General features: G+C 76.4%; 24 protein-coding genes and 1 pseudogene. 15 read left to right on the top strand and 10 right to left on the bottom strand.

Annotation, left to right across the window (positions count from 1 at the left end):
* A pseudogene (locus tag ABT238_RS26500) lies at positions 1-669 on the bottom strand (peptidase M28); the annotation flags it as partial.
* A gap of 442 nt (positions 670-1,111) precedes the next feature.
* On the opposite strand from ABT238_RS26500, the gene ABT238_RS26495 reads away from it, so the two are divergent.
* Positions 1,112-2,524 carry an NsdA family TPR-like regulatory protein gene (locus ABT238_RS26495; protein WP_350794003.1) on the top strand — a complete coding sequence of 471 codons (1,413 nt, stop codon included), beginning with the start codon at positions 1,112-1,114 and terminating at the stop codon, positions 2,522-2,524.
* 358 nt (positions 2,525-2,882) lie between these two features.
* Here ABT238_RS26495 and ABT238_RS26490 read toward each other — a convergent pair whose 3' ends face one another.
* Both ABT238_RS26490 and ABT238_RS26485 read right to left on the bottom strand, forming a co-directional pair.
* Positions 2,883-3,713: an alpha/beta fold hydrolase gene (locus tag ABT238_RS26490; RefSeq protein WP_350571128.1), complete on the bottom strand. Its 831-nt coding sequence runs from the start codon at positions 3,711-3,713 to the stop codon at positions 2,883-2,885.
* Positions 3,710-4,237: a MarR family winged helix-turn-helix transcriptional regulator gene (locus ABT238_RS26485; protein ID WP_350794002.1), complete on the bottom strand. Its 528-nt coding sequence runs from the start codon at positions 4,235-4,237 to the stop codon at positions 3,710-3,712. Before ABT238_RS26485 ends, ABT238_RS26490 begins: the two co-directional genes overlap by 4 nt.
* Positions 4,238-4,371: 134 nt before the next feature.
* Between ABT238_RS26485 and ABT238_RS26480 the strand changes: the two genes are divergently transcribed.
* The 9 genes from ABT238_RS26480 to ABT238_RS26440 all read left to right on the top strand — a co-directional run bounded on the left by ABT238_RS26480 (position 4,372) and on the right by ABT238_RS26440 (position 11,335).
* Positions 4,372-4,941, top strand: a complete 570-nt coding sequence (locus tag ABT238_RS26480; RefSeq protein WP_502884382.1) for an RNA polymerase sigma factor — start codon at positions 4,372-4,374, stop codon at positions 4,939-4,941.
* Positions 4,938-5,759: a zf-HC2 domain-containing protein gene (locus ABT238_RS26475; RefSeq protein WP_350794001.1), complete on the top strand. Its 822-nt coding sequence runs from the start codon at positions 4,938-4,940 to the stop codon at positions 5,757-5,759. The genes ABT238_RS26480 and ABT238_RS26475 overlap by 4 nt, the downstream gene beginning before the upstream one ends.
* Positions 5,760-5,785: 26 nt before the next feature.
* Positions 5,786-6,592, top strand: a complete 807-nt coding sequence (locus tag ABT238_RS26470; protein WP_350794000.1) for an ATP-binding cassette domain-containing protein — start codon at positions 5,786-5,788, stop codon at positions 6,590-6,592.
* The gene (locus ABT238_RS26465) at positions 6,589-7,977 is read left to right on the top strand and encodes a hypothetical protein (RefSeq protein ID WP_350571122.1); all 1,389 of its coding nucleotides are present in this window, start codon (positions 6,589-6,591) and stop codon (positions 7,975-7,977) included. The genes ABT238_RS26470 and ABT238_RS26465 overlap by 4 nt, the downstream gene beginning before the upstream one ends.
* Positions 7,974-8,513, top strand: a complete 540-nt coding sequence (locus tag ABT238_RS26460; protein ID WP_350793999.1) for a hypothetical protein — start codon at positions 7,974-7,976, stop codon at positions 8,511-8,513. Before ABT238_RS26465 ends, ABT238_RS26460 begins: the two co-directional genes overlap by 4 nt.
* A gap of 7 nt (positions 8,514-8,520) precedes the next feature.
* Positions 8,521-8,997, top strand: coding sequence for a DUF7919 family protein (locus ABT238_RS26455; RefSeq protein WP_350793998.1), 477 nt, complete (start codon positions 8,521-8,523; stop codon positions 8,995-8,997).
* A gap of 158 nt (positions 8,998-9,155) precedes the next feature.
* Positions 9,156-9,869 (top strand): hypothetical protein, encoded by a 714-nt coding sequence (locus tag ABT238_RS26450; protein ID WP_350793997.1) that lies wholly within the window; start codon positions 9,156-9,158, stop codon positions 9,867-9,869.
* A complete protein-coding gene (locus ABT238_RS26445; RefSeq protein ID WP_350571117.1) occupies positions 9,869-10,657 on the top strand; it encodes a class I SAM-dependent methyltransferase in 789 nt (262 codons plus the stop codon). The genes ABT238_RS26450 and ABT238_RS26445 overlap by 1 nt, the downstream gene beginning before the upstream one ends.
* 144 nt (positions 10,658-10,801) lie before the next feature.
* Positions 10,802-11,335: a GNAT family N-acetyltransferase gene (locus ABT238_RS26440; RefSeq protein WP_350793996.1), complete on the top strand. Its 534-nt coding sequence runs from the start codon at positions 10,802-10,804 to the stop codon at positions 11,333-11,335.
* A gap of 22 nt (positions 11,336-11,357) precedes the next feature.
* On the opposite strand, the gene ABT238_RS26435 is transcribed toward ABT238_RS26440, so the two are convergent.
* Positions 11,358-11,861, bottom strand: a complete 504-nt coding sequence (locus ABT238_RS26435; RefSeq protein ID WP_350793995.1) for a DUF6624 domain-containing protein — start codon at positions 11,859-11,861, stop codon at positions 11,358-11,360.
* 201 nt (positions 11,862-12,062) lie between these two features.
* On the opposite strand from ABT238_RS26435, the gene ABT238_RS26430 reads away from it, so the two are divergent.
* Positions 12,063-12,605: an MOSC domain-containing protein gene (locus ABT238_RS26430; protein ID WP_350571111.1), complete on the top strand. Its 543-nt coding sequence runs from the start codon at positions 12,063-12,065 to the stop codon at positions 12,603-12,605.
* Between the two features lie 44 nt (positions 12,606-12,649).
* On the opposite strand, the gene ABT238_RS26425 is transcribed toward ABT238_RS26430, so the two are convergent.
* The 3 genes from ABT238_RS26425 to ABT238_RS26415 all read right to left on the bottom strand — a co-directional run bounded on the left by ABT238_RS26425 (position 12,650) and on the right by ABT238_RS26415 (position 14,588).
* On the bottom strand, positions 12,650-13,273 hold the full coding sequence (locus tag ABT238_RS26425; RefSeq protein WP_350793994.1) for an ATP-grasp domain-containing protein: 624 nt from the start codon (positions 13,271-13,273) through the stop codon (positions 12,650-12,652).
* A 104-nt stretch (positions 13,274-13,377) separates the two neighbouring features.
* Positions 13,378-13,848, bottom strand: a complete 471-nt coding sequence (locus ABT238_RS26420; protein WP_350571109.1) for a hypothetical protein — start codon at positions 13,846-13,848, stop codon at positions 13,378-13,380.
* A 17-nt stretch (positions 13,849-13,865) separates the two neighbouring features.
* Positions 13,866-14,588 carry a TioE family transcriptional regulator gene (locus tag ABT238_RS26415; protein ID WP_350793993.1) on the bottom strand — a complete coding sequence of 241 codons (723 nt, stop codon included), beginning with the start codon at positions 14,586-14,588 and terminating at the stop codon, positions 13,866-13,868.
* 186 nt (positions 14,589-14,774) lie between these two features.
* Here ABT238_RS26415 and ABT238_RS26410 point away from each other — a divergent pair, with 186 nt between their 5' ends.
* The 3 genes from ABT238_RS26410 to ABT238_RS26400 all read left to right on the top strand — a co-directional run bounded on the left by ABT238_RS26410 (position 14,775) and on the right by ABT238_RS26400 (position 16,658).
* Positions 14,775-14,966, top strand: coding sequence for a hypothetical protein (locus tag ABT238_RS26410; RefSeq protein ID WP_350793992.1), 192 nt, complete (start codon positions 14,775-14,777; stop codon positions 14,964-14,966).
* A gap of 169 nt (positions 14,967-15,135) precedes the next feature.
* Positions 15,136-15,936, top strand: a complete 801-nt coding sequence (locus tag ABT238_RS26405) for a siderophore-interacting protein (protein WP_350571104.1) — start codon at positions 15,136-15,138, stop codon at positions 15,934-15,936.
* 170 nt (positions 15,937-16,106) lie between these two features.
* A complete protein-coding gene (locus ABT238_RS26400) occupies positions 16,107-16,658 on the top strand; it encodes a hypothetical protein (RefSeq protein WP_350571102.1) in 552 nt (183 codons plus the stop codon).
* A 285-nt stretch (positions 16,659-16,943) separates the two neighbouring features.
* Here ABT238_RS26400 and ABT238_RS26395 read toward each other — a convergent pair whose 3' ends face one another.
* On the bottom strand, positions 16,944-17,471 hold the full coding sequence (locus ABT238_RS26395) for a CGNR zinc finger domain-containing protein (RefSeq protein ID WP_350571101.1): 528 nt from the start codon (positions 17,469-17,471) through the stop codon (positions 16,944-16,946).
* A 63-nt stretch (positions 17,472-17,534) separates the two neighbouring features.
* Here ABT238_RS26395 and ABT238_RS26390 point away from each other — a divergent pair, with 63 nt between their 5' ends.
* On the top strand, positions 17,535-18,785 hold the full coding sequence (locus ABT238_RS26390) for an MFS transporter (protein ID WP_350793991.1): 1,251 nt from the start codon (positions 17,535-17,537) through the stop codon (positions 18,783-18,785).
* Here ABT238_RS26390 and ABT238_RS26385 read toward each other — a convergent pair.
* Together ABT238_RS26385 and ABT238_RS26380 are read right to left on the bottom strand one after the other, a co-directional pair.
* Positions 18,730-19,287 carry an HAD domain-containing protein gene (locus ABT238_RS26385; RefSeq protein WP_350794004.1) on the bottom strand — a complete coding sequence of 186 codons (558 nt, stop codon included), beginning with the start codon at positions 19,285-19,287 and terminating at the stop codon, positions 18,730-18,732. The genes ABT238_RS26390 and ABT238_RS26385 overlap by 56 nt on opposite strands.
* A 79-nt stretch (positions 19,288-19,366) precedes the next feature.
* Positions 19,367-20,017 carry a tetratricopeptide repeat protein gene (locus tag ABT238_RS26380; RefSeq protein ID WP_350571099.1) on the bottom strand — a complete coding sequence of 217 codons (651 nt, stop codon included), beginning with the start codon at positions 20,015-20,017 and terminating at the stop codon, positions 19,367-19,369.

Here is a 20,017-nt window from a genome sequence, read left to right as displayed (position 1 = left end):
GTAGGAGCTGCCGGAGCCGGTGGTGCTGATGGTGGGGGAGGGGCCGTTCCACTTGCTGTTCAGCGTGCCGGCCCGCACGTCGTCGTAGCTGTCGACGACCTCGCCGCTGCGGGCGTCGACGAAGACGTGCAGGGTGCTCGGGGCGGTCGCGGTGCGGCCCTTGAGCACGGTCTCCCAGGCGAGTCGACCGGTGCCGTCCAGGATGCGCACGACCAGGCGGCGGGACTCCACGCCGTCCACCTGGGCGAGCCTGGTGCGGGCGGTCTTCTCCGCGTCGGCGGCGCTGACCAGGGGGGTGGTCGGCACACCGACCGGGCCGGCGGCGGCGGACTGCGACCCGCGCACCTTCCCCTCGCCGTCGGCGAGGACGACCGCGTCGCCGCCGACCACCGGCAGGCCCTTGTAGGTGCGCTCGTAGGCGACCGAGTAGAGGCCGCCCACCCACGGGGTGACGGACTGGCGCTCGTAGGTCTCGTCGGGGCCCTTGGCCAGGGCGTCCAGGCCTGCCGCGGCCGCCCGGTCGGCGGCGCTCACGGCGGCGGCCAGGGCGCTGGGCGGCGCCGATGCGGCCGGACCCGGGTCGGCGGCGGCCTGGCCGACCGCGGTGGCGGTCAGCATGCCGGCCAGGACGGCCAGGGTGGTGCCCGCCGTCAGCAATCTGCGTTTCATTCCGAGGCTCCTCGAACGTGGGGGTGCTCGATCGCGGACGGCGTGCCGTCAGGGCGCTCACCGCGGGGGCCGTTTGGGGGACGGCGGTGCGGGCGTCCGCGCTCGGGTGCCGGAACCCTCACACGCCGTCATGGCCCGGTCAACGGCTCGGGCGTGCGCGGTGGGCGGTTGGCAAGTTCCGTCAAGTCGTCCCAAGTCGGGTGCGTTCGAAGGAAACTGATGGTCAGTGGTGCTGCGGCGCAGGTGGCGGGCCGTGCCGCGGCCGGTGCCCGGCGCCGCGCGCACCGCGTTGAGAGGTTGAGACCAAAGGGGCTAGAGGTAGAGACCAGTAACCCAAAGTGGTTGAGACCACTGCATGTACGCCGGGGGCCGCGTCCAGTACCGTCCTCCTCAGCGGACCTCCCCACAGGAAGGCCCGGAACGCACTCGGGAGGGCAGCCCCGTGCACCGGAACCGGGCGGCGACCAAGCCCGCCGAGGCCGAGGCCTGGCGGGCCTTCGGGCTGCGCCTGCGCCAGTGGCGCCGCCGCGCCGGTCTCACCCAGGCCCAGCTCGGCGCCGAGATAGGCTACGACCACACCGCCGTCAGCAAGCTCGAACACGGCACCCGCCGCACCAGCCCCCGGATCGCCGACCGCCTCGACGACCTCCTCCTCGCCGGCGGCGACCTGCGTGACGCCTGCCGCCTCGCCGAGGAGGGCGCCCTGCCCGCCCCGGCCGGCCCTGCCGCCGCCCCGCCGGCGGGCGCGCCCGTCTCCTCCGACTGGACCCGCGCCCCGCTGCCCGGCCCGCCCGTCGCGGCCCTCGCCCCCGCCCTGCCGCCCGGCCTCGCCACCCAGCTGCCGGTCCGCCTGCCCGACTACGGGCTGCTCTGCCCGCTCCACGACGCGGCGGGCTGCGACGTCCCCTCGCCCGCCGAACTCGCCGCCCTGCACGCCGCCTTCCGGGCCGCCGACCCCGCCGCGGTCCCGCCCCTCGACCCCGACACCGTGCACGCCCTGGCCGGCCTGCTCGCCGCGCACCTGCGGGCCGGCGACACCCCCGCCGCCCCCGGCACCGAGGCCGTCGAGGACACCCTGCGCGTCGTGCTGCGCCGCCTGGCCGCTCACCCGGCCGGCCCCGCCCGCCGCCCGCTCGCCCGGCTCGCCGGCGAGTACGCCCACGCCGCCGGGGCGCTGCGCATGCAGGACGGCCGCAACGCCACCGCCATGGCCTGCTTCTCGCGCGCCCTCGGCTGGGCCGAACTCGCCGAGGACCCCGCCACCCAGGTCGCCGCGCTCAGCGACATGAGCTTCCTCGCCCGCCTCGACGGCGACCCGGCCGCCGCCGTCGGCTACGCCCACGAGATCGTCCGGGTCGCCCCCGACCGGCACTGGGCCGGCGCCATGGGCCAGATCGGCCTTGCCCGCGCCCACGCCATGACCGGCGACGTGCGGGCCACCGTGCGCCACATCGCCCGCGCCCGGCACCACCTCGACCACATCGGGGTGCACGACGAGTCCGACGCCGCCTGGCTCTCCATCGCCTCGATGCGCCTGCGGGTCGAGGCGGGCGCCGCCGCCGCGCTGCGCGACGCGGCCGCCGCCGTCGACGACCCCCGGCTGGCCCGCCGCGCCGTGGACGCCGCCGAGACCGCGCTCGCCCTGCTCGCGCCCGACCAACTGCCGTCCGCGCGCCTGCTGTTCACCGTCCGGGTGGCCGACTGCCACTTGCTGGCCCACGACCCGCGGGCCGCCGCCGAGCTGCTCGCGTCGGTGCTGGCGGCGGGTGACGGCGAGGACGGCCTGCCGCCGCTGGTCCGGCGCGAACTGGCGGGGCTGCGCAGCCGACTGGTCGGCCACGGCCTGGCGGGCTGAGCACGCCCGGCGGAACGGGAAGATCCGCCGCCGCTGTCCTCGCCGCGAAGCCCGGGCCGACACCTCACCCCGGCCGGGTGCCTCCAGGGGTGGAGCGTGGCCGAGCCGGTGCTCGTGGTGGACTTCGGTACGTCCTCCTCAACGCTCTGCGCGGCCGGCGCCGGGCCCGCCGGCCGGGCCGCCCGGCGGAGACCGCCGGCCCCGGACTGCGCCGCCGCGCCCGGGAGCGGCCGGTCCGCTGGTCGGCCATGACCACCGACCCCGCCTTCCCCGGTCCCGCCCGCCGCGCCTGCCCGGTGCTGCGCCGCGGCTGCGCGCGCCTCGCCCGCCGGCGGGCGTCCCCGCCCGTGCCCGGTCGTCACAGGGCGGCGAGGAAGGCGTCCAGTTCGCGGGCGAAGAGGTCCGGGTGCTCCAGGGGGACCATGTGCGCGGCGCCGGGCAGGACGGCGTGGCGGGCGTGCGGGACGGCGTCGGCGACAGCCCGGGCGTTGGCCAGGATGTCGGTGCTGTCCAGCTCCCCGGCCAGCACCAGGGTGGGCACCGCCGGCTCGCCGAGGCGCTCGGCCGCGCCCGCCTCCCGCGGCCGCCCGGCGCCGAGCCCGGCGGCGTGGCGCAGCAGGTTGGCGGTGACGCCGGCGCGCAGCCGCTCCCGCAGCGCGCCGTCCACCTCGGCGGGGGAGCGGTGCGGGCCGTCCGCCCAGATCCGCAGGAAGTGCTCCACGAACCGGTGCACGCCCTCCTCGCCGCCGGTGCCCAGCGCGGCGATCTGCCGCTCCGTGTGGTGCGTCACGAAGGGGTCGGTGAACGGCCGTCCGCTGACGCCGGGCGCGGTGAGGACCAGCGCCGCCACCCGCTCGGGGTGGGTGAGCGCGGTGTCCAGGGCGATCCGGGCGCCGAGCGAGAGCCCGACCAGCACGGCGCGCGGGACGTCCAGGTGCGCGAGCAGGTCCCGCAGGTCGTCGTGGTGGGCGTAGTCGCCGCCGACGGTGGAGGAGCGGCCGTGTCCGCGGGCGTCGTAGCGCACGACGTGCCGTCCGCGGGCGGCGAGCCGGGCGAACTCCTCGTCCCAGCTGTGCCGGTCCAGCATGCCGCCGTGCAGCAGGACGACGGCCGGTCCGGTGCCCTGCGCGACCTCGTAGGCCAGCTCGCCGCCCGTGACGGGTGCGGTGCCGGTGCGCGTCCTGCTCATGTTCCGTCCACTCCTCGATCGTCCCGGTCGCTTCGGTCGCGTTCGCCGGCCGCCCGCTCCAGCTCGTGGAACACCTCGCCGAGCCGGTCGAGCACCCGCAGGGCGGTGGCGACCTCGGCCGGGTCGAGGTCGCCGAGGTGGTGGCGCAGCGCGTCCCGCTCGGCGACCTGCACCCGGGCTAGCACCGACTCGCCCCATGGGGTGAGCCGCACCAGCGAGGAGCGCCGGTGCTCCGGGTTGGTCACGGTCTCGGCCAGCCCTAGCGCCTTGGCGTCGTTCACCAGGCGCTGCACCGGCTGCCGGTCCAGGTCCAGCGCCCGGGCCAGCTGGGGCACGGTCCGCGGCCCGCCGCGCCGCAGCGCGTCCAGCACCGCGTGCTGCCCGGCCGTCATCCCGGTCCCCGCCAGCCCGCGCTCGACCGCCCGCACGATCACCCGGTGCACCGGCCACAGCCGCCGGATCACGTCGTCCAGCAGACCCTCGACGGCCCGCCCGTCCCCGCCGGGCTCCTGACTGACACTCATGGTGTCATGATGACACTGATGATGTCATCTGAAAACCCCGGGCGGGTCGACGGCTCCGCCCCGGCGGGCCTCCTCGTGTGACCGGGATCACGCCCGCGGGAAAACCCGCAGGTCGTTCCCGGCGTCTAGCAGGTGTGAAACGCGCCAAGGCGGCACCGCCGCAGGACCTGGACGAGGAAGGCCTCCTCCGGCGGGTGGCCCGGGGAGACCGGGCCGCCTTCGAGGAGCTGTACCGCCGCACGTCGCCGTGGCTGGCCGTGCGGCTGCGCCGCCGCTGCGCCGACGAGCAGATCGTCGCCGAGGTGATGCAGGAGACGTACCTCGCGGTCTGGCGGGCGGCCGGCTCCTTCGCCGGCGGCCGCACCGGCACCGGCGGCACGGCCCTCGGCTGGCTGTGGACGATCGCGGCCCGCCGTCTCGTCGACGCCTTCCGGCGCCGCGCCCACCACGCGCGGCCGCCGGCCGCCGCCGCCCCGCACGCCGTGGCGCCGGCCGCCGAGGAGGAGGCGCTGGTGGCCACCGTTGGCGGCGACGTCGGGGACGCCCTGCGGCGCCTGGCGCCCGAACTCCGCGACGTCCTGCAGGCGATGGTGCTCGACGGACTGTCCGTCCGGGAGACCGCGGTGGTCCTCGGACTGCCCGAGGGCACGGTCAAGACCCGCGCCCGCCGGGCCCGGAGCGCGATGCGGGAGGCACTGGCATGAGCGGCACCGAACACGCGTCGGCACGGCTCGTCGACCACTACGCGCGCGGCGCCGCCGGCCTCGCCGCCGACGAGGTGTGGGCCCTGGAAGCCCACCTGGAGGCGTGCCGCGGCTGCCGCGACCGGCTGGCGGCCACCCTCACCGGCGCCGCCCCCGGTCTGGCGGCACTCACCGACGCGGTCTGGGCCGACCTCGCCCCCCGCCTCGACCGGGCCGCCCCCGCCCCGCCGCGCCGCCGCCTGACCGCCCGCCTCGCGACCTGGGCGACGCCCGCCATGACCCCGTGGCTGGCCATGGTCCTCGCCGTCACCCTGCTCGCCCTGCTGCTGGACCTCGCCGGCCCCGGCTCCGGCCGGATCTCCCTGGTCCTGCTGCTCGCCCCCGTCCTGCCGGTGGCCGGAGTGGTGGTCTCCTGGTCGCGCGGCCTCGACCCCGCCCACGAACTGACCGCCGCCACCCCGCGCGCCGGCCTGGCACTGGTGCTGCGCCGCACCGTCGCCGTGCTCGCCGCGGTGATCCCCGCCCTGCTCGCGGCCGGCTGGGCCACCGGGCTGACGGCCGCGCAGTGGCTGCTGCCCTGCCTCGCGTGCACCTCCGCCACGCTGGCGCTCGGCGGCCTGATCGGCGTCACCCGCGCGGCCGTCGCCCTGGCCGCCGCCTGGGCCGCCGCGGTGGCCGCGCCGACCCTGGCCGCCGGCCGCACGCCCGCCGTGCTGCGCGCGGACGGCCTGCCGCTGTGGTGCGCGCTCCTCGCCCTCGGCGCCGCCGTCGTCCTCGCCCGCCGGGGCGCGTACGCGGCCTGGGGGCGGAACCGTTGACACTCCGGAAGAACAGGAACCACGCGATGCCCCCGGTGAACCCGGCCGACCTCGCCCCCACCCGCTACGCCTGGGAGATCCGGGCGAGCGGACTGAAGGTCAGGGCCGGCCGCAGGCGGCTGGCCGTCGACGGCCTCGACCTCACCCTCGGCAGCGGCGTCCACGGCCTGCTCGGCCCCAACGGCGCGGGCAAGACCACCCTCATCCGCGCCCTGGCCACCGTGCTGCGCCCGGCCGGCGGCGAACTGGAACTCCTCGGCCGGCCCCTCGGCGGCCCGGGCGAGTACCGGGCGCTGCGCCGCCGGATCGGCTACCTGCCGCAGGGCTTCGGCTACTACAAGCGCTTCACCGTACGGGAGTTCGTCGAGTACATGGCCTGGCTGAAGGAGGTGCCCCCGGCGGAGATCCCGGCCGCCGTGCAGCGCGCCGTCGAGCGGGTCGGCCTCGCCGACCGCGCGGACGAGCGGATGAAGGCCCTGTCGGGCGGCATGGTGCGGCGGGCCGGCATCGCCCAGGCCATCGTCAACGACCCGGCCGTCCTGCTGCTCGACGAACCGACCGTCGGCCTGGACCCGGCGCAGCGGCTGCGGCTGCGCCAACTGCTCCAGGAACTGGGCACGGACGCCTGCGTCGTGGTCTCCACCCACCTGGTGGAGGACGTCGCCGCCGCCTGCACCGACGTGCTGCTCCTCGCCGAGGGGCGGCTGGTCTTCCAGGGCACCCCGGAGCGGCTGGCCGCCGCCGGCGGCCCGGAGCACGAGGGCGACAGCCCGCTGGAGCGCGGCTACTCGGCCCTCCTCGCCGCCCCTTCCCGGGCCGGAGGTGCCTGGTGAGGCTCCCCCTGCGGGTGCTGCGCACCGAGCTGCGGCGCTCCGTCGCCCCCTGGGCCGGCGCCGCCGTGCTCGCCATCGCGCTCGCCCTCCTGGAACTCGCCCCCGGGCCCTGGTCGAAGGGCACCACGCTGTGGACGGCCCAGTGGACGTCCATGGCCCTGTGGACCCGGAACCTGCTGGTCCTGCTGTGGCCGCTGGCCCTCGGCCTCGGCGCGCTGCAGGGGCTGCGCGACCACCGCTCGGGGACCGCCGAACTGCTCGCCGCCACCCCGCGGCCGGCCCGCCACCGCGCCGCCGCCCTCGCCGGCCCGACGGCGCTCGCCCTCGCCGGGGCCTTCGCGCTGCTCGTCCTGTTCGGCGCGGTGCGGCTGCTCGCTGGCGGCGCGGCGTCCACCGGCGCCGGCTGGCTGCCGATCTCGCTGGTGGGCGCGCTCGCCCTCGCCGCCGGAGCGGTCCTCGGCATGGGCGTCGCCCGCACCCTGCCCTCCCTGCTCACCCCGCCCGCCCTGGCCGTCGCCGGCTTCGTGCTGACCAACCTCCTGCGCCAGACCACCGACGCCGCCGTTCCCGCCTCCGCCGTCCCGAACCGGCTCTCGCTGCTGTCCCCGACCGTCGCCGACGTCCGCCAGACCCTCCTCACCCTCGCCGCCCCCGTCCACCTCGGGCAGACGCTCTGGCTGCTCGGCCTGGCCGCGACCGGCCTCGCCCTGCTGGCCGCCGGCTCCCGGCGCGCCCGGCTGCTCGCCCTCACCCCGCTCCTCGCGGGCGCGGCGCTCGCACTGCCCGTGCTCCCCGCCGACCCCCGGGACACCTACGTCCTCGACCTGGCCGCGACCGCCCCGGTGTGCGATGGACCGGTGTGCGTGACGGCGGCCCACCGGGCCCGCCTGGACGAACTGGCCGGCCCCGGCCGGGACGCGCTGGGCCTGCTGCGCGGCGTCCTCGGCGACCAGGCGCCCGCCGCCGTCCGCGAGACCACCGCCCCGCGCGCCATCGGCGCCAGGCCCGAACGCCCGCGTGAGGCGCTGCTCGTCGACTTCGACGACGCGGCCATCGGCGCCGCCGGGGGAGAGACGCTGACCCGGGCCCTGGTCGGCCAGGGCATCGCCCCGCTCTGCCACCCCCGCAGCACGCGCGAGAGCGGCACGCTGCCGGAGACGGTCGCCCAGAGCATCGCGGCCGCCTGGGTCCTCGGCGACCTGCGGCCGCTCGACGGGACCATGTTCGGCGCGCGGGACCAGGCCGAGCTGGCCGCCCCGGCCTGGCAGGCGTTCAGCGCGCTCCCGCCCGACGAGCAGCGCCGGCGGATCGCCGCCCTGCACACCGCCGCCGTCTCCTGCACCGACGACCCGCTCGACGTGCTGGCGGGCGGTGCGACCCGGTGAGATGGCTGATCCTGTACGCGCGCTCACGTCAACTGCCCGCAGCGCTAGCCGTGTTGGCGACACTGGCGGCCCTCGCCCGGCTCGGCGACGGGGGGCTGGGCGGACCGCGCGCGTCCGCCCTCCTGCTCGCCGCCGCAGCGATGGCCCTGGCCGCCGGACTCGGCGGCCAGGACCACGCCCTGGACCGCACGGCCGCCCTGCGCTGGCCACCCCGCCGGGCGGCCCACGTCCTGCTCTGCGCCGTCCTCGCCGCCGCCGTCCTGCCGCCGGGCCCCCTCGCCGTCACCGTCCGCGACAGCGCCGGCCTCACCGGCCTCGCCGCCCTCGGCGCCGTCTGCTTCGGGCGCGCCTGCGCCTGGCTGCTCCCGTTCGGCTGGCTCTGCGCCTCCTTCGTCCTCCCGCCCGCCCCCGACCTGGCCACCCGGATCCTCACCTGGCCCCTCCTGCCGCCCGGCACGGCTCTCGCCACCCTCACCGCCCTCACCCTCGCCACCACCGGCACCGCCCTCTACGCCCTCGCCGGCCCCCGGCGATGATGAGCCCGTGTTCTACGAAGATCTCACCGCGTACGAGTACCGGCCGGTCGACTCGTTCACGGACCAGGAGTCCGGCTTCTACGCGCTCTGGTACCGTCCGGCGTACACCCGGCTGAACGTCGGCTGGCTGGAGGCCGGCCGGCCGTACCCGACCGGGCCGGTACCTCCCGCCTTCCTCGCGAAGCTGAAGGCCGTCCAGCAGGTCCAGTGGATGAACGTCTGCCTCGGGTGGCACGACTGCGACCTCTGCCCCGGTGCGGAGACCCCGGAAGGCAACGGGGAGGTGCGGATCCCGGGCGAGCCCGGCATCGCCTACGCCGCCCCGTTCCTGATCACGCACTACATCACCGCCCACGGCTACCGTCCGCCGCAGGTCTTCGTCGACGCCGTCCTCGCCGTCGACCCCGACGCCTGGTCCGCCGCCCGCTGGCCCGACGTCCCCTTCCCCTGGGTCCCCGAGGACGCCGAACGCATGCTGGAGTAGCCCGCCCAGGGCCCGGACGCTCGACAGCAGCCCGCCGAAAGGGAGTTCGCGGACCGGCTGCGCACCCGCGGGCGGTTGCCGAGACCTCCCGGGACGGTCGCGGCGGCTCCCCTCGCACGGCCCCTCCGGGCACCTGGCCGCCCCGGTACGCTGGCGCGATGCTGCTCCCGGCCTTCCCCCGCACGCGCCTTCGGCCCGCCGAGCGGCCCGTGCTCACCACGCCGTTCGGCCCGCTGGCGCTGGGGACGGCGATCGGGGACAGCGCCCTCCCGCCGCTGCCCGACGAGCTCTTCGCGCTGCCCGGCGGCGCGACCGCCGCCCGCTGGAACCATCCCTCGGCCCGCGTCGAACTGCTGCTGACCCCGTACGACGCCCAGCTCGACCCCGAGGTCTTCGGCCCGCTGACCGGCTGCCTCGCGGCGGTCTGGCGGATCGACGCCCGGGCGGCGCTCGGGCGGGTGCGGTTCTCGGCGGCGCTGTCGGAGCCGCTGCCCGGCGGCGCCGACGCGGGCTGGGACGGCGGGCAGGCCATGGCCGCGATCACGGTCGAGGACGAGCGGACCCGCCTCACCGTCGGAGGGCCCGACGAGGAGGCGATCTGCCGGCAGGGCGAGACGCGCGAGGCGCCGCGGCGCTGGAAGGACCTCGTCGACGAGGTGTACGACCGCTCGTTCACCGGCTGGGGCGTCGACTCCGACAGCCACGGCGTGACGTGGCGGCTGCCGCCGCTGGAGAGCGGCGAGCACTGCGAACTGCCGGTGGTCGCGGCCTGGGCCCCCGTCGAGGACGAGAGCGCCAACACCTGGTACGCCGTCATGCCGTCCCCCACGGTGTTGCTGCAGCACGTCGCCGCCCGGGCTAGGCTGCGGTGATGAATCGTGTGAGCGACGATCCCGAGGCGGCGGCTGCGGTCCGGGTGAACGATTACGACGGCTTCGCCGAGGCGTACTCGGCGGAGGCCGAGAACAACCTCCTGAACGCCTACCACGCGCGGCCCGCGATCCTGGCCCTCGCCGGGGACGTGGCCGGCCGCCGGGTCCTGGACGCCGGCTGCGGCTCCGGCGCGCTGACCGCCGCCCTGCACGAGCGCGGCGCCGCCGTCACCGGCCTCGACGCCAGCGAGGGCATGCTGGAGCTGGCCCGCAAGCGGCTCGGCGAGGACGCCGACCTGCACGTGGGCGACCTGGCCGAGCGCCTGCCCTTCGAGGACGGGGCGTTCGACGACGTGGTCGCCTCCCTGGTGCTGCACTACCTGGAGGACTGGGGGCCGACCCTGGCCGAGCTGCGACGCGTACTCAGGCCCGGCGGCCGCCTGATCGCCTCGGTGCAGCACCCGTTCGTCGACTACGCGATCCAGAAGCCCCGCCCCGACTACTTCGCCACCACCAGCTACACCGACGAGTGGACCTTCGACGGGAAGTCCTACCCGGTGACGTTCTGGCGCAGGCCGCTGCACGCCATGACCGACGCCTTCACCACCGCCGGCTTCCGCCTCGCCGTCCTCAGCGAACCCCAACCCGACCCGGCCGCGCGCGAGTTGTTCCCCAAGGACTTCCAGCACCTCTCGACCAAGATGAGCTTCCTCTTCTTCGTCGTCGAGGTCCCGCCGGGCGGGGAGGGCGAACTCGGCGCGTCCGGCGCGGAGTCCGGACACCCGTGAAACCGGTCCGGGCGCGACCGGTCCCGGGCGTGCGGGCCCACGGCCGGCCAGGCCGACCCGGGGCCGAACCCCGCGTGTCCGTTGCCGGTCGTGCCGCCGGAAACCGGCTTGCCCCCGCGGCCGGGATCACGTTGGCTGGGCGGCATGACCGATCTGCACACCGGCCGCCTCCTCCTGCGCCGCTGGCGTGACTCCGACCTCGAACCCTGGGCAGCCATGAACGCCGACCCCGAGGTCCGCGAGCACCTGGGCGACCTCCTCACCCGCGAGCAGAGCGACGCCTCCGTCGCCCGCTTCGAGGCCGCCTTCGACCGCCGCGGCTACGGCTGGTCGGCCGTCGAGGTCCGGGCCACGGGGGAGTTCATCGGCTTCGTGGGCCTGGACGAGGTGGACGGGGGCCTGCCGTTCACCGGCGTGGAGATCGGCTGGCGGCTCGCCCGCACCGCCTGGGGCCACGGCTACGCCACCGAGGCCGCCCGCGCCGTCCTCGCCCACGGCTTCGACGCCCTCGGCCTGCCGGAGATCCTCGCCGTCACCACGGCGTCCAACCTCCGCTCCCAGGCCGTGATGCGCCGCATCGGCATGACCACCGACCCGGCCGACGACTTCGACGACCCCACCGTCCCCGACGGCCCACTGCGCCCCAACGTCCTGTTCCGCATCACGCGCGAGCGCTGAGGGCGCGCGGGGCGGCTCGGGCTCAGGCCGGGGCGAACCGGGCGACGTATTCGGCGAACGGGGGGATGCCGACCTCCGCGCGGCGCTCGTCCAGGTGCTCGGGGTCCTCGCAGGGCCAGGGGACCGGGGCGCCGTCCCGCACGCCGGCGATCTGGGTGCCGTGGATCTGCTCGCGGCCCTCGTTCACCAGGGTGCGGTCGCGCAGGAAGGCGAGGTCGCGCGGGTCGGCGGCGCCGGTGGACACCGCCTGCTCCATCAGCCGCAGGGCGCGCCGCTGGACGTCGAGCTGCCGGTCGGCGTGCTGCGCGATCAGCCAGGCGGCCCGGGCGGCGTCCGCGCCGAACCGGTCGGCGGTCGGCCAGCCGTGGGCGTCCATGATCTCGCCGAGGCGGTCCGCGTGCCGCGCGGTCAGGCGGCGCCACGCCAGCTGCTCCGCGGGGTCGTCGCTGTTCGCCCGGTGGGTGGCCCGGTGGTCCGCCGCGGCCATCGCGGTGAGCTCCTCGGCCACTGCGGCCACTGCGGCCACTGCGGCTACTGCGGTCTCTGTGGTCTCTGCGGCGGGGTCGGGTTCCAAGACGTCCTCCACAACGGGTCGGTGTTCTCGCTGGTCATCCGCCACCCTAGGGGGACGGATCACCACCGAATCTCCTCCCGGAGGACGGTGACAGGTGCCTGCGGACGTTGGGATACTTGATCATCAGCACCCCGAACGGAAGGCTTCGCGCAGATGAGTGGAACGGTCGCCGCGGTCAGCAGCAACGGGGAGTACTCGTTCACCAAGCCGAACCGGGAGAGCATCACGCTGCTCGCCGGGCTCGGGGTGGAGGGGGATGTGCACGCGGGGGTGACCGTCCGGCACCGGTCGCGCGTCGCGCAGGACCCGACGCAGCCGAACCTGCGGCAGGTCCACCTCATCCACGAGGAGCTGTTCGCCGAGGTGGGCGAGCACGGATTCGCCGTGGCGCCGGGGGAGTTGGGTGAGAACGTCACCACGCGCGGGATCGACCTGCTCGGCCTGCCCACCGGCGCGCTGCTGCGGATCGGGGCGGACGCGGTGCTGGAGGTCACCGGGCTGCGCAACCCGTGCCTGCAGATCGACGGCTTCCAGGACGGCCTGCTGAAGCAGGTCGTCGGGCGGGACGGAGCCGGGAACGTGGTGCGCAGGGCCGGGATCATGAGCGTGGTGCTGGCGGGCGGCGTGGTCCGCCCCGGCGACCCGATCGAGGTCGAGCTGCCGGAGCGGCCGCACCGCCCGCTCGACCGCGTCTGATCCCGGCCGGGCCCCGGACGAGAGGGCCGACCGGACGAGAGGATCTACCGGACGACCTCCGGGACCGGGCGCGCGTAGCGCCGGTCCGCCGGGGTGAGGGCGTCGGCGGGCCCGGCGGCGCGCAGGACGACATCGAGGACCTGGTCCGGGTCGCAGGCGTAACCGCCGCTCGCCCAGGCCGGGTCGGCCTCGGCCACCGCCCAGCCGCCGTCGGCGGGCCGGCCGACGGCGACCACGGCGGCGCTCGGCAGGCCGCCCGCCGCCAGGACGTCCGCCGCGAACGCGAGCGCGTCCGGCCCGGGCAGGCCGCTGCCGTCGGGCTGGACGCGGGCGGGGAACAGCTTGTCGGCCGGGGGCTTGAGGAACGCCGGGCGGCGCAGCCGGCGCGCCTCGGCCAGGGTGGTGCACTCCACCCGGCGGGACAGCAGCTCGGCGGGCAGCGCGGTGAGCCAGTCGGCGGGCGGCTCCAGCGGGACGACGCCCAGCGGCCCGGCGGCGATGTCCGCGAACAGCGGGCCGCCGTACAGGTGCGCGGGCCGCAGCCCGGCGAGCTCGGCCGGGACCTCCCAGCGCACCGGGGTGTGCGCCCGCAGCCCGCGACGGCGGGCGCGGGTGAGCAGTTGGAGCCCGGTCTCGTTGATCCGGGGCGCGAGCAGCAGGAGCGTCATGGGCCCCTATGCCGGCCCACCGGTAAGGCTCCGGCCTGCGGCTTTCCGCTCCGGAGGGAGTTCCGGGAACGATCGTGCGCCCGGAAGGACCCACCTCCGCGCGGTCAGTAGCGGGGCCGGTTGCGGCTCAGGTCGCGGGCGTGCAGGAGGGCTTCGCGGACCAGGGCGGTGAGGCGGGCCCTGCCTTCGGCGCCGGGTCGGTCCTGGGGGTAGCCGTCGACCGAGCGCCACTCGCCGTCGGTGAGGGGCGGCAGCGGCGGCCCCGGCTCGATGTCCTCGGGGAGGACCGGCAGGCGGACCAGCAGGAGGGACATGCCACAGGCGACGACGGCGGCCACGCCCTCGAACGCCAGGACCGGCACGCCGTAGGCGCCCTCGACGGGGTGACGCGGCGCCAGCTCGGAGAGCCGGTCGCAGAAGTCGGGGTGCGTGTGGAGCTGCCAGGGGCCCAGCCGGTAGTCCTTCGGGCCGCTCGGCAGGGTCGCGCGCTCACGGAAGTAGGCGAGCAGCGCGCGGTTCTCCAGGAGGTCGGGCAGTGCCGGGACGGGGGCGGGGCGACTGTTCCGGTTGACCATGCGAACGATGATATGGCCTACGGCACAAGGTAGTTGTGGAGTTGCGCGGCCGCGTTCAGCATGGCGAGACCCTGGTCGTCGAGCCGCTGCCGCCAGTCGGCCAGGGTGGCGGCGAGGGCGCTCGTCCCGCCGGCCGTGCGGATCTGCCCGACGACCGCCGAGATGTCGGCCAGCCGGTAGCCGCCGCGGCGCAGCAGATGGGCGAGGTCGGCGTCGCGCACGTCGGCCGCGTGGAAGACCCGGTAGCCGGTGGCGGGGTCGCGCGCGGGGCGGAGGATGCCGGCCGCCTCCCAGGTGCGCAGGGTGGCGGGGGTGAGCCCGAGCCGGTGGGCGAGGTCGCCGATCGTGCGGGGGAGGGGGCCGACGGGATCCCCGGGGACGGCGGCCGCCGTCAGGTGCTCGACGGCTCCGCGGACGGCGTCGAGGGTCTCACGGTCGCGGAGCAGCCCGCCGTGACCTCGGTGGACGGCGGTCAGGGCGTCGTCGGTGCGGCCGTCGTGGACGGCGTTCATGATCGCTCCGGCGGTCCCGTGCCCGTACGCCCGGACGAGCGCGAGGAAGGTGCGCAGGGCGCGGGCGTGCCGCTCGGTGTAGACGCGGTACCCGGTGGGGGTGCGGTCGGCGGACGGGAGGAAGCCGTCGCGCTCGTAGTTGCGCACGGCCTGCGCGGAGAGGCCGTGCTCGCGCGCGAGGTCGGCCGGGCGCAGGTTCGTCCTGGTCTTCTCGGGGTTGCTTGCCACTTTGAGACTTTATACGCGATTCCCCGGGCCGGGACCGCGAAAGTCTCAACCGCTCTTTCAGGGATACGCTTGAGGCTCATGACACCGGACGTCCGGGACTTCGCGCCCCCGTCGTGCGGCCCGGCGGCCTTCGGCGAGCGCAGCGCCCACCTGTAGCGGGACCCGAGCGTCTGGCGGACGGGGGAGATGGACGTGACCTGGAACGGCACCGGCCGGATCGTGGCCGCCCTGGTGGGCGGGGCGGAGTACTTCTTCGTGGCGGGCGGCCTCCGCGGCCGACCGGGCCCGTGGGCCCCGGCGCCGGCGGAGGAGGAGCCACCGCTCGCCGAGGCCCATCCGCTCCGGGAGGTCGAGGATGGTGGGGCGGAGACGGGCTGAGTCCGTCGTCCGGGGCCGCCCCCGCGGTGACACCCGGGCAGCGCGTTCGGGCTTTGTACCCCCGGCGAACGCATCGTTAAATAGGTTAGCCTTACCTAAATTGCGATGAGAGGAGACGGCCCTGACCAGCACCACCGCCCCCGCGCGCTTCCTGCTCTTCCCGCTCCAGGTGGTCCGGGCCACCCGGATCACCCCGCACATGGCCCGGATCACCCTGGGCGGCCCCGGCCTCGCCGGGTTCGTCAACGGCGGCCTCGACCAGCGGGTGAAGCTCCTGCTGCCCCTCCCCGGGCAGAGCGAACCCCTCATGCCCGAGGGCGAGGAGGAGTTCGGCTGGTACCAGAGCTGGCGGGCCATGGACCCCGCCGTCCGCCCGGTGCTGCGCACCTACACCGTCCGCGCGCAGCGCCGCGACCCCGACGAGGTGGACATCGACATCGCCGTCCACGGCGAGCACGGACCCGGCTCGCGCTGGGCCGTGACCGCGGCGCCCGGCGACCGGGTGATCGTCTGCGGCCCGGCCGTCGAGGAGGCCGGCGGTGTCGAGTTCCGGCTGCCCGACGGGGCCCACTGGGTGCTGCTCGCCGGGGACGAGTCCACCCTGCCCGCCGTCGCCGCGATCCTCGACGAGCTGCCCGCCGGCCTGCCCGTGCGGGTGTTCGCCGAGGTCGCCGGGCCGCGGGAGCACGCCTACCTGCCCGCCGACCGCCCCGGTACCGCGATCACCTGGCTGCACCGGGGCACCCCCGGCACCCCGGCCCTCCCCGACGCCGTCCGCGCCGCCGACCTGCCGGACGGCACGCCGTACGCGTGGATCGCGGGCGAGGCGGGGGACGTCCGCCGGCTGCGGCGCCACCTGGTCGGCGAACGCGGCTACGACCGGCGCGCCGTCTGCTTCATGGGCTACTGGCGCCTGGGCCGCACCGAGGACCAGCGCGCCGACGAACCGGTGGAGACGGACGCGGACTGACCCTCCTCCCGCCCCGTGGGGCGCCCGGATTCGAGGGGCGTCGAAGGGCTTTGCCCGGCCTTCTCGCCCACGGCGAGACTGGCCGGGCGGCCGACGCCGAGCCGGCGCCGGTGCACCGGAACGTCCCTCACCGTGCCCCACGCAGCAGCGACTTCAGGAGAGTGCCCGTCATGAGAATCGCGCGTTCCCTCGTCCCCCGCACCGGTGTCGCCCTCGGGGCCGTGCTGATGGCGGCCGGGCTGCTGGGCGGTACCGCCCACGCGGCCGACGGCGCCCCGGCCGGAAGCGCTCCCGCCGCCGCGGCTCCCGCCGCCGCCACCGCGGTGTCCGACGCCGACCAGACCGTCATCTACGGCACCGCCGGCCTGAACCGCGGGGAGAGCTGGTCCTCCCCGGACGGCAGCACCGTGCTGTACCAGCAGTGGGACGGGCACGTGGTGCTGTACAAGAACAACGTCGCCATCTGGACGGCGGTCGGCACCTACGGCGTCGGCACCTACCTCTACATGCAGGCCGACGGCAACCTCGTCGCCTACGACGCCGCCATGCGCGCGGTCTGGAACAGCCGCACCCCGTACCACACGGGTGCCTACCTCGCCATCCAGAACAGCGGCAACCTGGTCATCTACTACGGCAACACGCCCATCTGGTGGTCCAACTACAAGCCCGGCGGCACCGGCCCGGAGGACCCCGAGTGCCGCCCGGGCCGCCTCTGCCCCTGACCCCTGACCCCTGACCCGCCCGCCTGATCCGCCCGTCCGGATCACCCGCCCCGCCCGGCCCCCGTCCGGGCGGGGCGGGGGCGGGCCGGCGTGGCCGCCGCGAGCGTGCGGGTGGGGCCGGGCGGTGCGGCGGTGGAGCGTCTTCTCATGGTCCGGGGCCTCTCCGCGGCTCGGGGAGGGGTCTGCTCAGCCGACCGTCGGCGACCGGGGACCGGCCGGTCGCCAGGGCGGTGCGTGGGCCGCCCGAAGAGCCTGGTGATCCCATCCGATCGGCCCTGCGCCCGCTCAGCCCGCCGCCGGGCGGTTCGCGCGGTGGCGCCGGACGGCGTCGCGGTTGGCGCAGCGCGGGGAGCAGTAGCGGCGGCGTCCGGTCCGGGAGGTGTCGGCGAAGACCGTCTCGCACTCCGCGACGGCGCACCGGCCCAGCCGGTGCATCCCGCGCCCCGCCAGGTGCAGCGCGGTGCCGGTCGCGATCAGCGCGAACAGCAGGTCGCCGAGCGGGAGGTGGTCGTCGCGGTAGTGCAGGTGCCAGCCGTCGCCCGCGTGGTCGGTCAGCCGCGGGTGGGCGGTGCCGGCGGCGAGCATCAGGTTGAGCCGGGCCGCGCGCCCGCGTTCGTCCGCCGCGTCGACCACGGTCTGCCAGACGTCCAGCAGGGCGTGGGTGCGCGTCAGGTCCGCGGGCGTGCCCGGCCCGTCGATCAGCAGGCCGGCCGCGCGGCAGCGGGCCACCAGTTCGCCGACGCTCCGCGGCCGCCGGTTCGTCAGTGCGACGGCCAGGTGGACGGCGTCCTCGCCGTAAGGGTTGAGGTGCACAAGACCATGACACCAGCATGGACCGGCATGAGTCACCCCACGAGTCGGCCCGTAGGCCATTCCGTGAGTCGCCCCGCCACCGCTCCGGGCGCCCCCGGCTACCGCTGGGTGATCCTGGCGACCGCCACCTTCACCCAGGCCGCCGCGTGCTTCTTCGTGCAGGGCATCGGGGCGATGGCCGTCCCCTTGCGGGACGCGCTCGGCCTCGACGCGACGCGGCTGGGCCTGCTCCTCTCCGCCTCCCAACTGGTGCCGCTGGTCGGCCTGGTGGTGGCCGGCGAGCTGCTGGACCGGTACGGCGAGCGGTGGGTGGTCGGCCTCGGGGCCGGGATCGTCGCGGCGGGCCTGCTGGCCGGGAGCCTGGCGCCGGGGTACGCGTCGCTGCTCGCCGTCCTGCTGGTGGTCGGTGCCGGGTACAGCACGATCCAGCCCGGCGGCAGCAAGGCGGTGGCGGCCTGGTTCGACCCCGCTCGGCGGGGGTTCGCCATGGGCGTCCGGCAGGCCGGGCTGCCGCTGGGCGGGGCGCTCGCCGTGGCCGTCCTGCCGCTGCTCGCCGCCTCGCACGGCTGGCGGTCGGCCCTGGTGGCGGGCGGGCTGGTGGCCCTGGCGGGGGCCGTCGCGTTCACCGCGCTCCACCGGACGCCGCCCGGGGTCGTACCCGACTCGCCTGCGGCCAAGGGGAGTTCGGGGGAAGGCCGACCGGTGGACCGGCTCCGGTTGCTGCGCGGGCCCGCCCTGGCGAGGGCGCTGCTGTCGGGCCTGGCCATGGTGTCGGTGCACAGCGGCCTCGGCGTGCTCGGCGCGCTGTACCTGCACGACGCGACGTCCCTGGGCGCGGGTGCGGCGGGCGCCGTGCTGGTGGCGTCCCAACTGGCGGGCATGCTCGGCCGGATCGGGCTCGCGGCGTGGAGCGACCGCAGCCGGGCGGGCCGCTACCGCCCCGTGCTGGTGAGCATGGCGGCGGCCGTGGCCGGCCTGCTCGCGCTCACCACCCCGCTCGGCCACCACCCGGTGGGCGTGGCCGTGCTGTTCACCTGGCTCGGTTTCTTCGGTATCGGCTGGTACGGCCCCTGGGTCGCCCATCTCGCCGAGGCCGCCCCGCCGGGGCGCACCGGCTTCGCGCTCGGCCTGGTGATGGCCGTCAACCAGGTGGCCGTGATCCTCGCGCCGCCCGCCCTCGGCCTGCTCCGCGACACGACCGGCGGCTACACCCCCGCCTGGGCCGCCCTCGCCGCCCTCACCGCCCTGACCGCGGTCCTCACCGCCCGGGGCGGTGGGACAGCACGGCGGCCGCCCACTCCGCGAGGGCGGTGAAGTCGGCGGCGGTCAGGCCGGTCCGGGCGTCCACCCGGTGCAGCAGGGCCGGGCCGTCGTGGTGGGCGCGGACCCATGCCCGGTCCGCGTCGGTGATCTGGTCGTCCACCCAGGCGAACGGGCGGTCGCGCGCCCGGGCGACGATGTCGGGCGTCTTCCAGAACACGCCGCCCTCCGGCCGCGGCCGGGGGTCGGACCAGACGATGACGGGGAGCACGGGCAGCCCCAGCAGGGGTGCGACGAAGTCGTTGGCTTCGTGCTCCCACGTCGTCGCCCAGACGGTGTCGAAGGGCAGCGCGGTGAGCGCCGGTCCGTGCGCCGGATTGAGCCAGACGCGCAGCGGTCGGACCGCCTTGTCGGGCAGACCGTACTCCTGTAACCGCCGGCGTTCGGCGGCCTCCCAGCGTGGCGTCAGCAGCCGGTGCGTCCCGTAGCCCTCGGGTCTTCGGTGGGGCTTGGCGGCATAGGGGTTGAGCGGTCCGTCGACGTCAAGAAGCAACAGCGGCCGCACCGGCCCACCTCCTCGGATCGTGCCCGCACCGTACCCGCCGGGCGGGCGTCGGCCAACGGGTTTTCCGTCGCTACGGGAGGCCGAGGTCCTTGCGGGCGTCGGCGACCTGGCGCAGGATGCCGTGGGCCCCGGCGGCGGTGGCCAGGTCGGTCGCCTCTTCGAGCAGCGCGGCGGCGTCCTCCCGGCGGTCCTGCTGGGCGGCGAGGTAGCCGAGGCCGACCAGGTTGGCCGCCACGCCGGGCAGGAAGCCCAGCTCCCAGCGCAGGCGGGTCGACTCCTCCAGCCGCTCGCGGGCCTCGTCCGGCCGCCCGGCGGTGTGGGCGGCGATCCCGAGGTGCCGCAGCGCGTAGGACATCGTCAGCAGGTCCCCGCCGCGGGTGGCCAGGGCGAGGGCGCGCTCCAGGGCGGGGAGCGCGGCGGGCGCGTCGTCCCGGACGACCTGGTGGAACGTTCCGGCCCAGAACAGTGCCTCGCCCTCGCCCCGGGCGTCGCCGAGCTCCCGGTACAGCCCGGCGGCGCGCTCGAACAGCTCCAGCTCGCGCGGGTATTCGACCCGGTCCGCCAGGAAGCGGGCGTGCAGCAGTTTCCCGCGGGCCAGGGCGAGTTCCGCCTCGACCCCGTCCAGCTCCCGCTCCGCCTCCGCCAGCCCGCTGCCGTCCCCGCCGAACACGGCGTTCTCGTACCGGAGTTCGGCCTGCTCGATCCGCATGTCCCTGGTCAT

The organism is Kitasatospora sp. NPDC001527 (genome assembly GCF_040298605.1).
Classification (GTDB): domain Bacteria; phylum Actinomycetota; class Actinomycetes; order Streptomycetales; family Streptomycetaceae; genus Kitasatospora.
The sequence above is the reverse complement of the archived record's forward strand: the minus strand, read 5'-3'. Positions and strand labels throughout refer to the sequence as shown.

Bases quoted from the DNA above. Each gene is read 5' to 3' on its own strand.
- ABT238_RS26420 (WP_350571109.1), bottom strand. From the start codon at position 13,848: ATGGTCAACCGGAACAGTCGCCCCGCCCCCGTCCCGGCACTGCCCGAC.
- ABT238_RS26475 (WP_350794001.1), top strand. From the start codon at position 4,938: ATGAGCGGCACCGAACACGCGTCGGCACGGCTCGTCGACCACTACGCG.
- ABT238_RS26450 (WP_350793997.1), top strand. From the start codon at position 9,156: ATGCTGCTCCCGGCCTTCCCCCGCACGCGCCTTCGGCCCGCCGAGCGG.
- ABT238_RS26440 (WP_350793996.1), top strand. From the start codon at position 10,802: ATGACCGATCTGCACACCGGCCGCCTCCTCCTGCGCCGCTGGCGTGAC.
- ABT238_RS26485 (WP_350794002.1), bottom strand. From the start codon at position 4,237: ATGAGTGTCAGTCAGGAGCCCGGCGGGGACGGGCGGGCCGTCGAGGGT.
- ABT238_RS26430 (WP_350571111.1), top strand. From the start codon at position 12,063: ATGAGTGGAACGGTCGCCGCGGTCAGCAGCAACGGGGAGTACTCGTTC.
- ABT238_RS26425 (WP_350793994.1), bottom strand. From the start codon at position 13,273: ATGACGCTCCTGCTGCTCGCGCCCCGGATCAACGAGACCGGGCTCCAA.
- ABT238_RS26380 (WP_350571099.1), bottom strand. From the start codon at position 20,017: ATGACCAGGGACATGCGGATCGAGCAGGCCGAACTCCGGTACGAGAAC.
- ABT238_RS26445 (WP_350571117.1), top strand. From the start codon at position 9,869: ATGAATCGTGTGAGCGACGATCCCGAGGCGGCGGCTGCGGTCCGGGTG.
- ABT238_RS26400 (WP_350571102.1), top strand. From the start codon at position 16,107: ATGAGAATCGCGCGTTCCCTCGTCCCCCGCACCGGTGTCGCCCTCGGG.
- ABT238_RS26490 (WP_350571128.1), bottom strand. From the start codon at position 3,713: ATGAGCAGGACGCGCACCGGCACCGCACCCGTCACGGGCGGCGAGCTG.
- ABT238_RS26470 (WP_350794000.1), top strand. From the start codon at position 5,786: ATGCCCCCGGTGAACCCGGCCGACCTCGCCCCCACCCGCTACGCCTGG.
- ABT238_RS26410 (WP_350793992.1), top strand. From the start codon at position 14,775: ATGGACGTGACCTGGAACGGCACCGGCCGGATCGTGGCCGCCCTGGTG.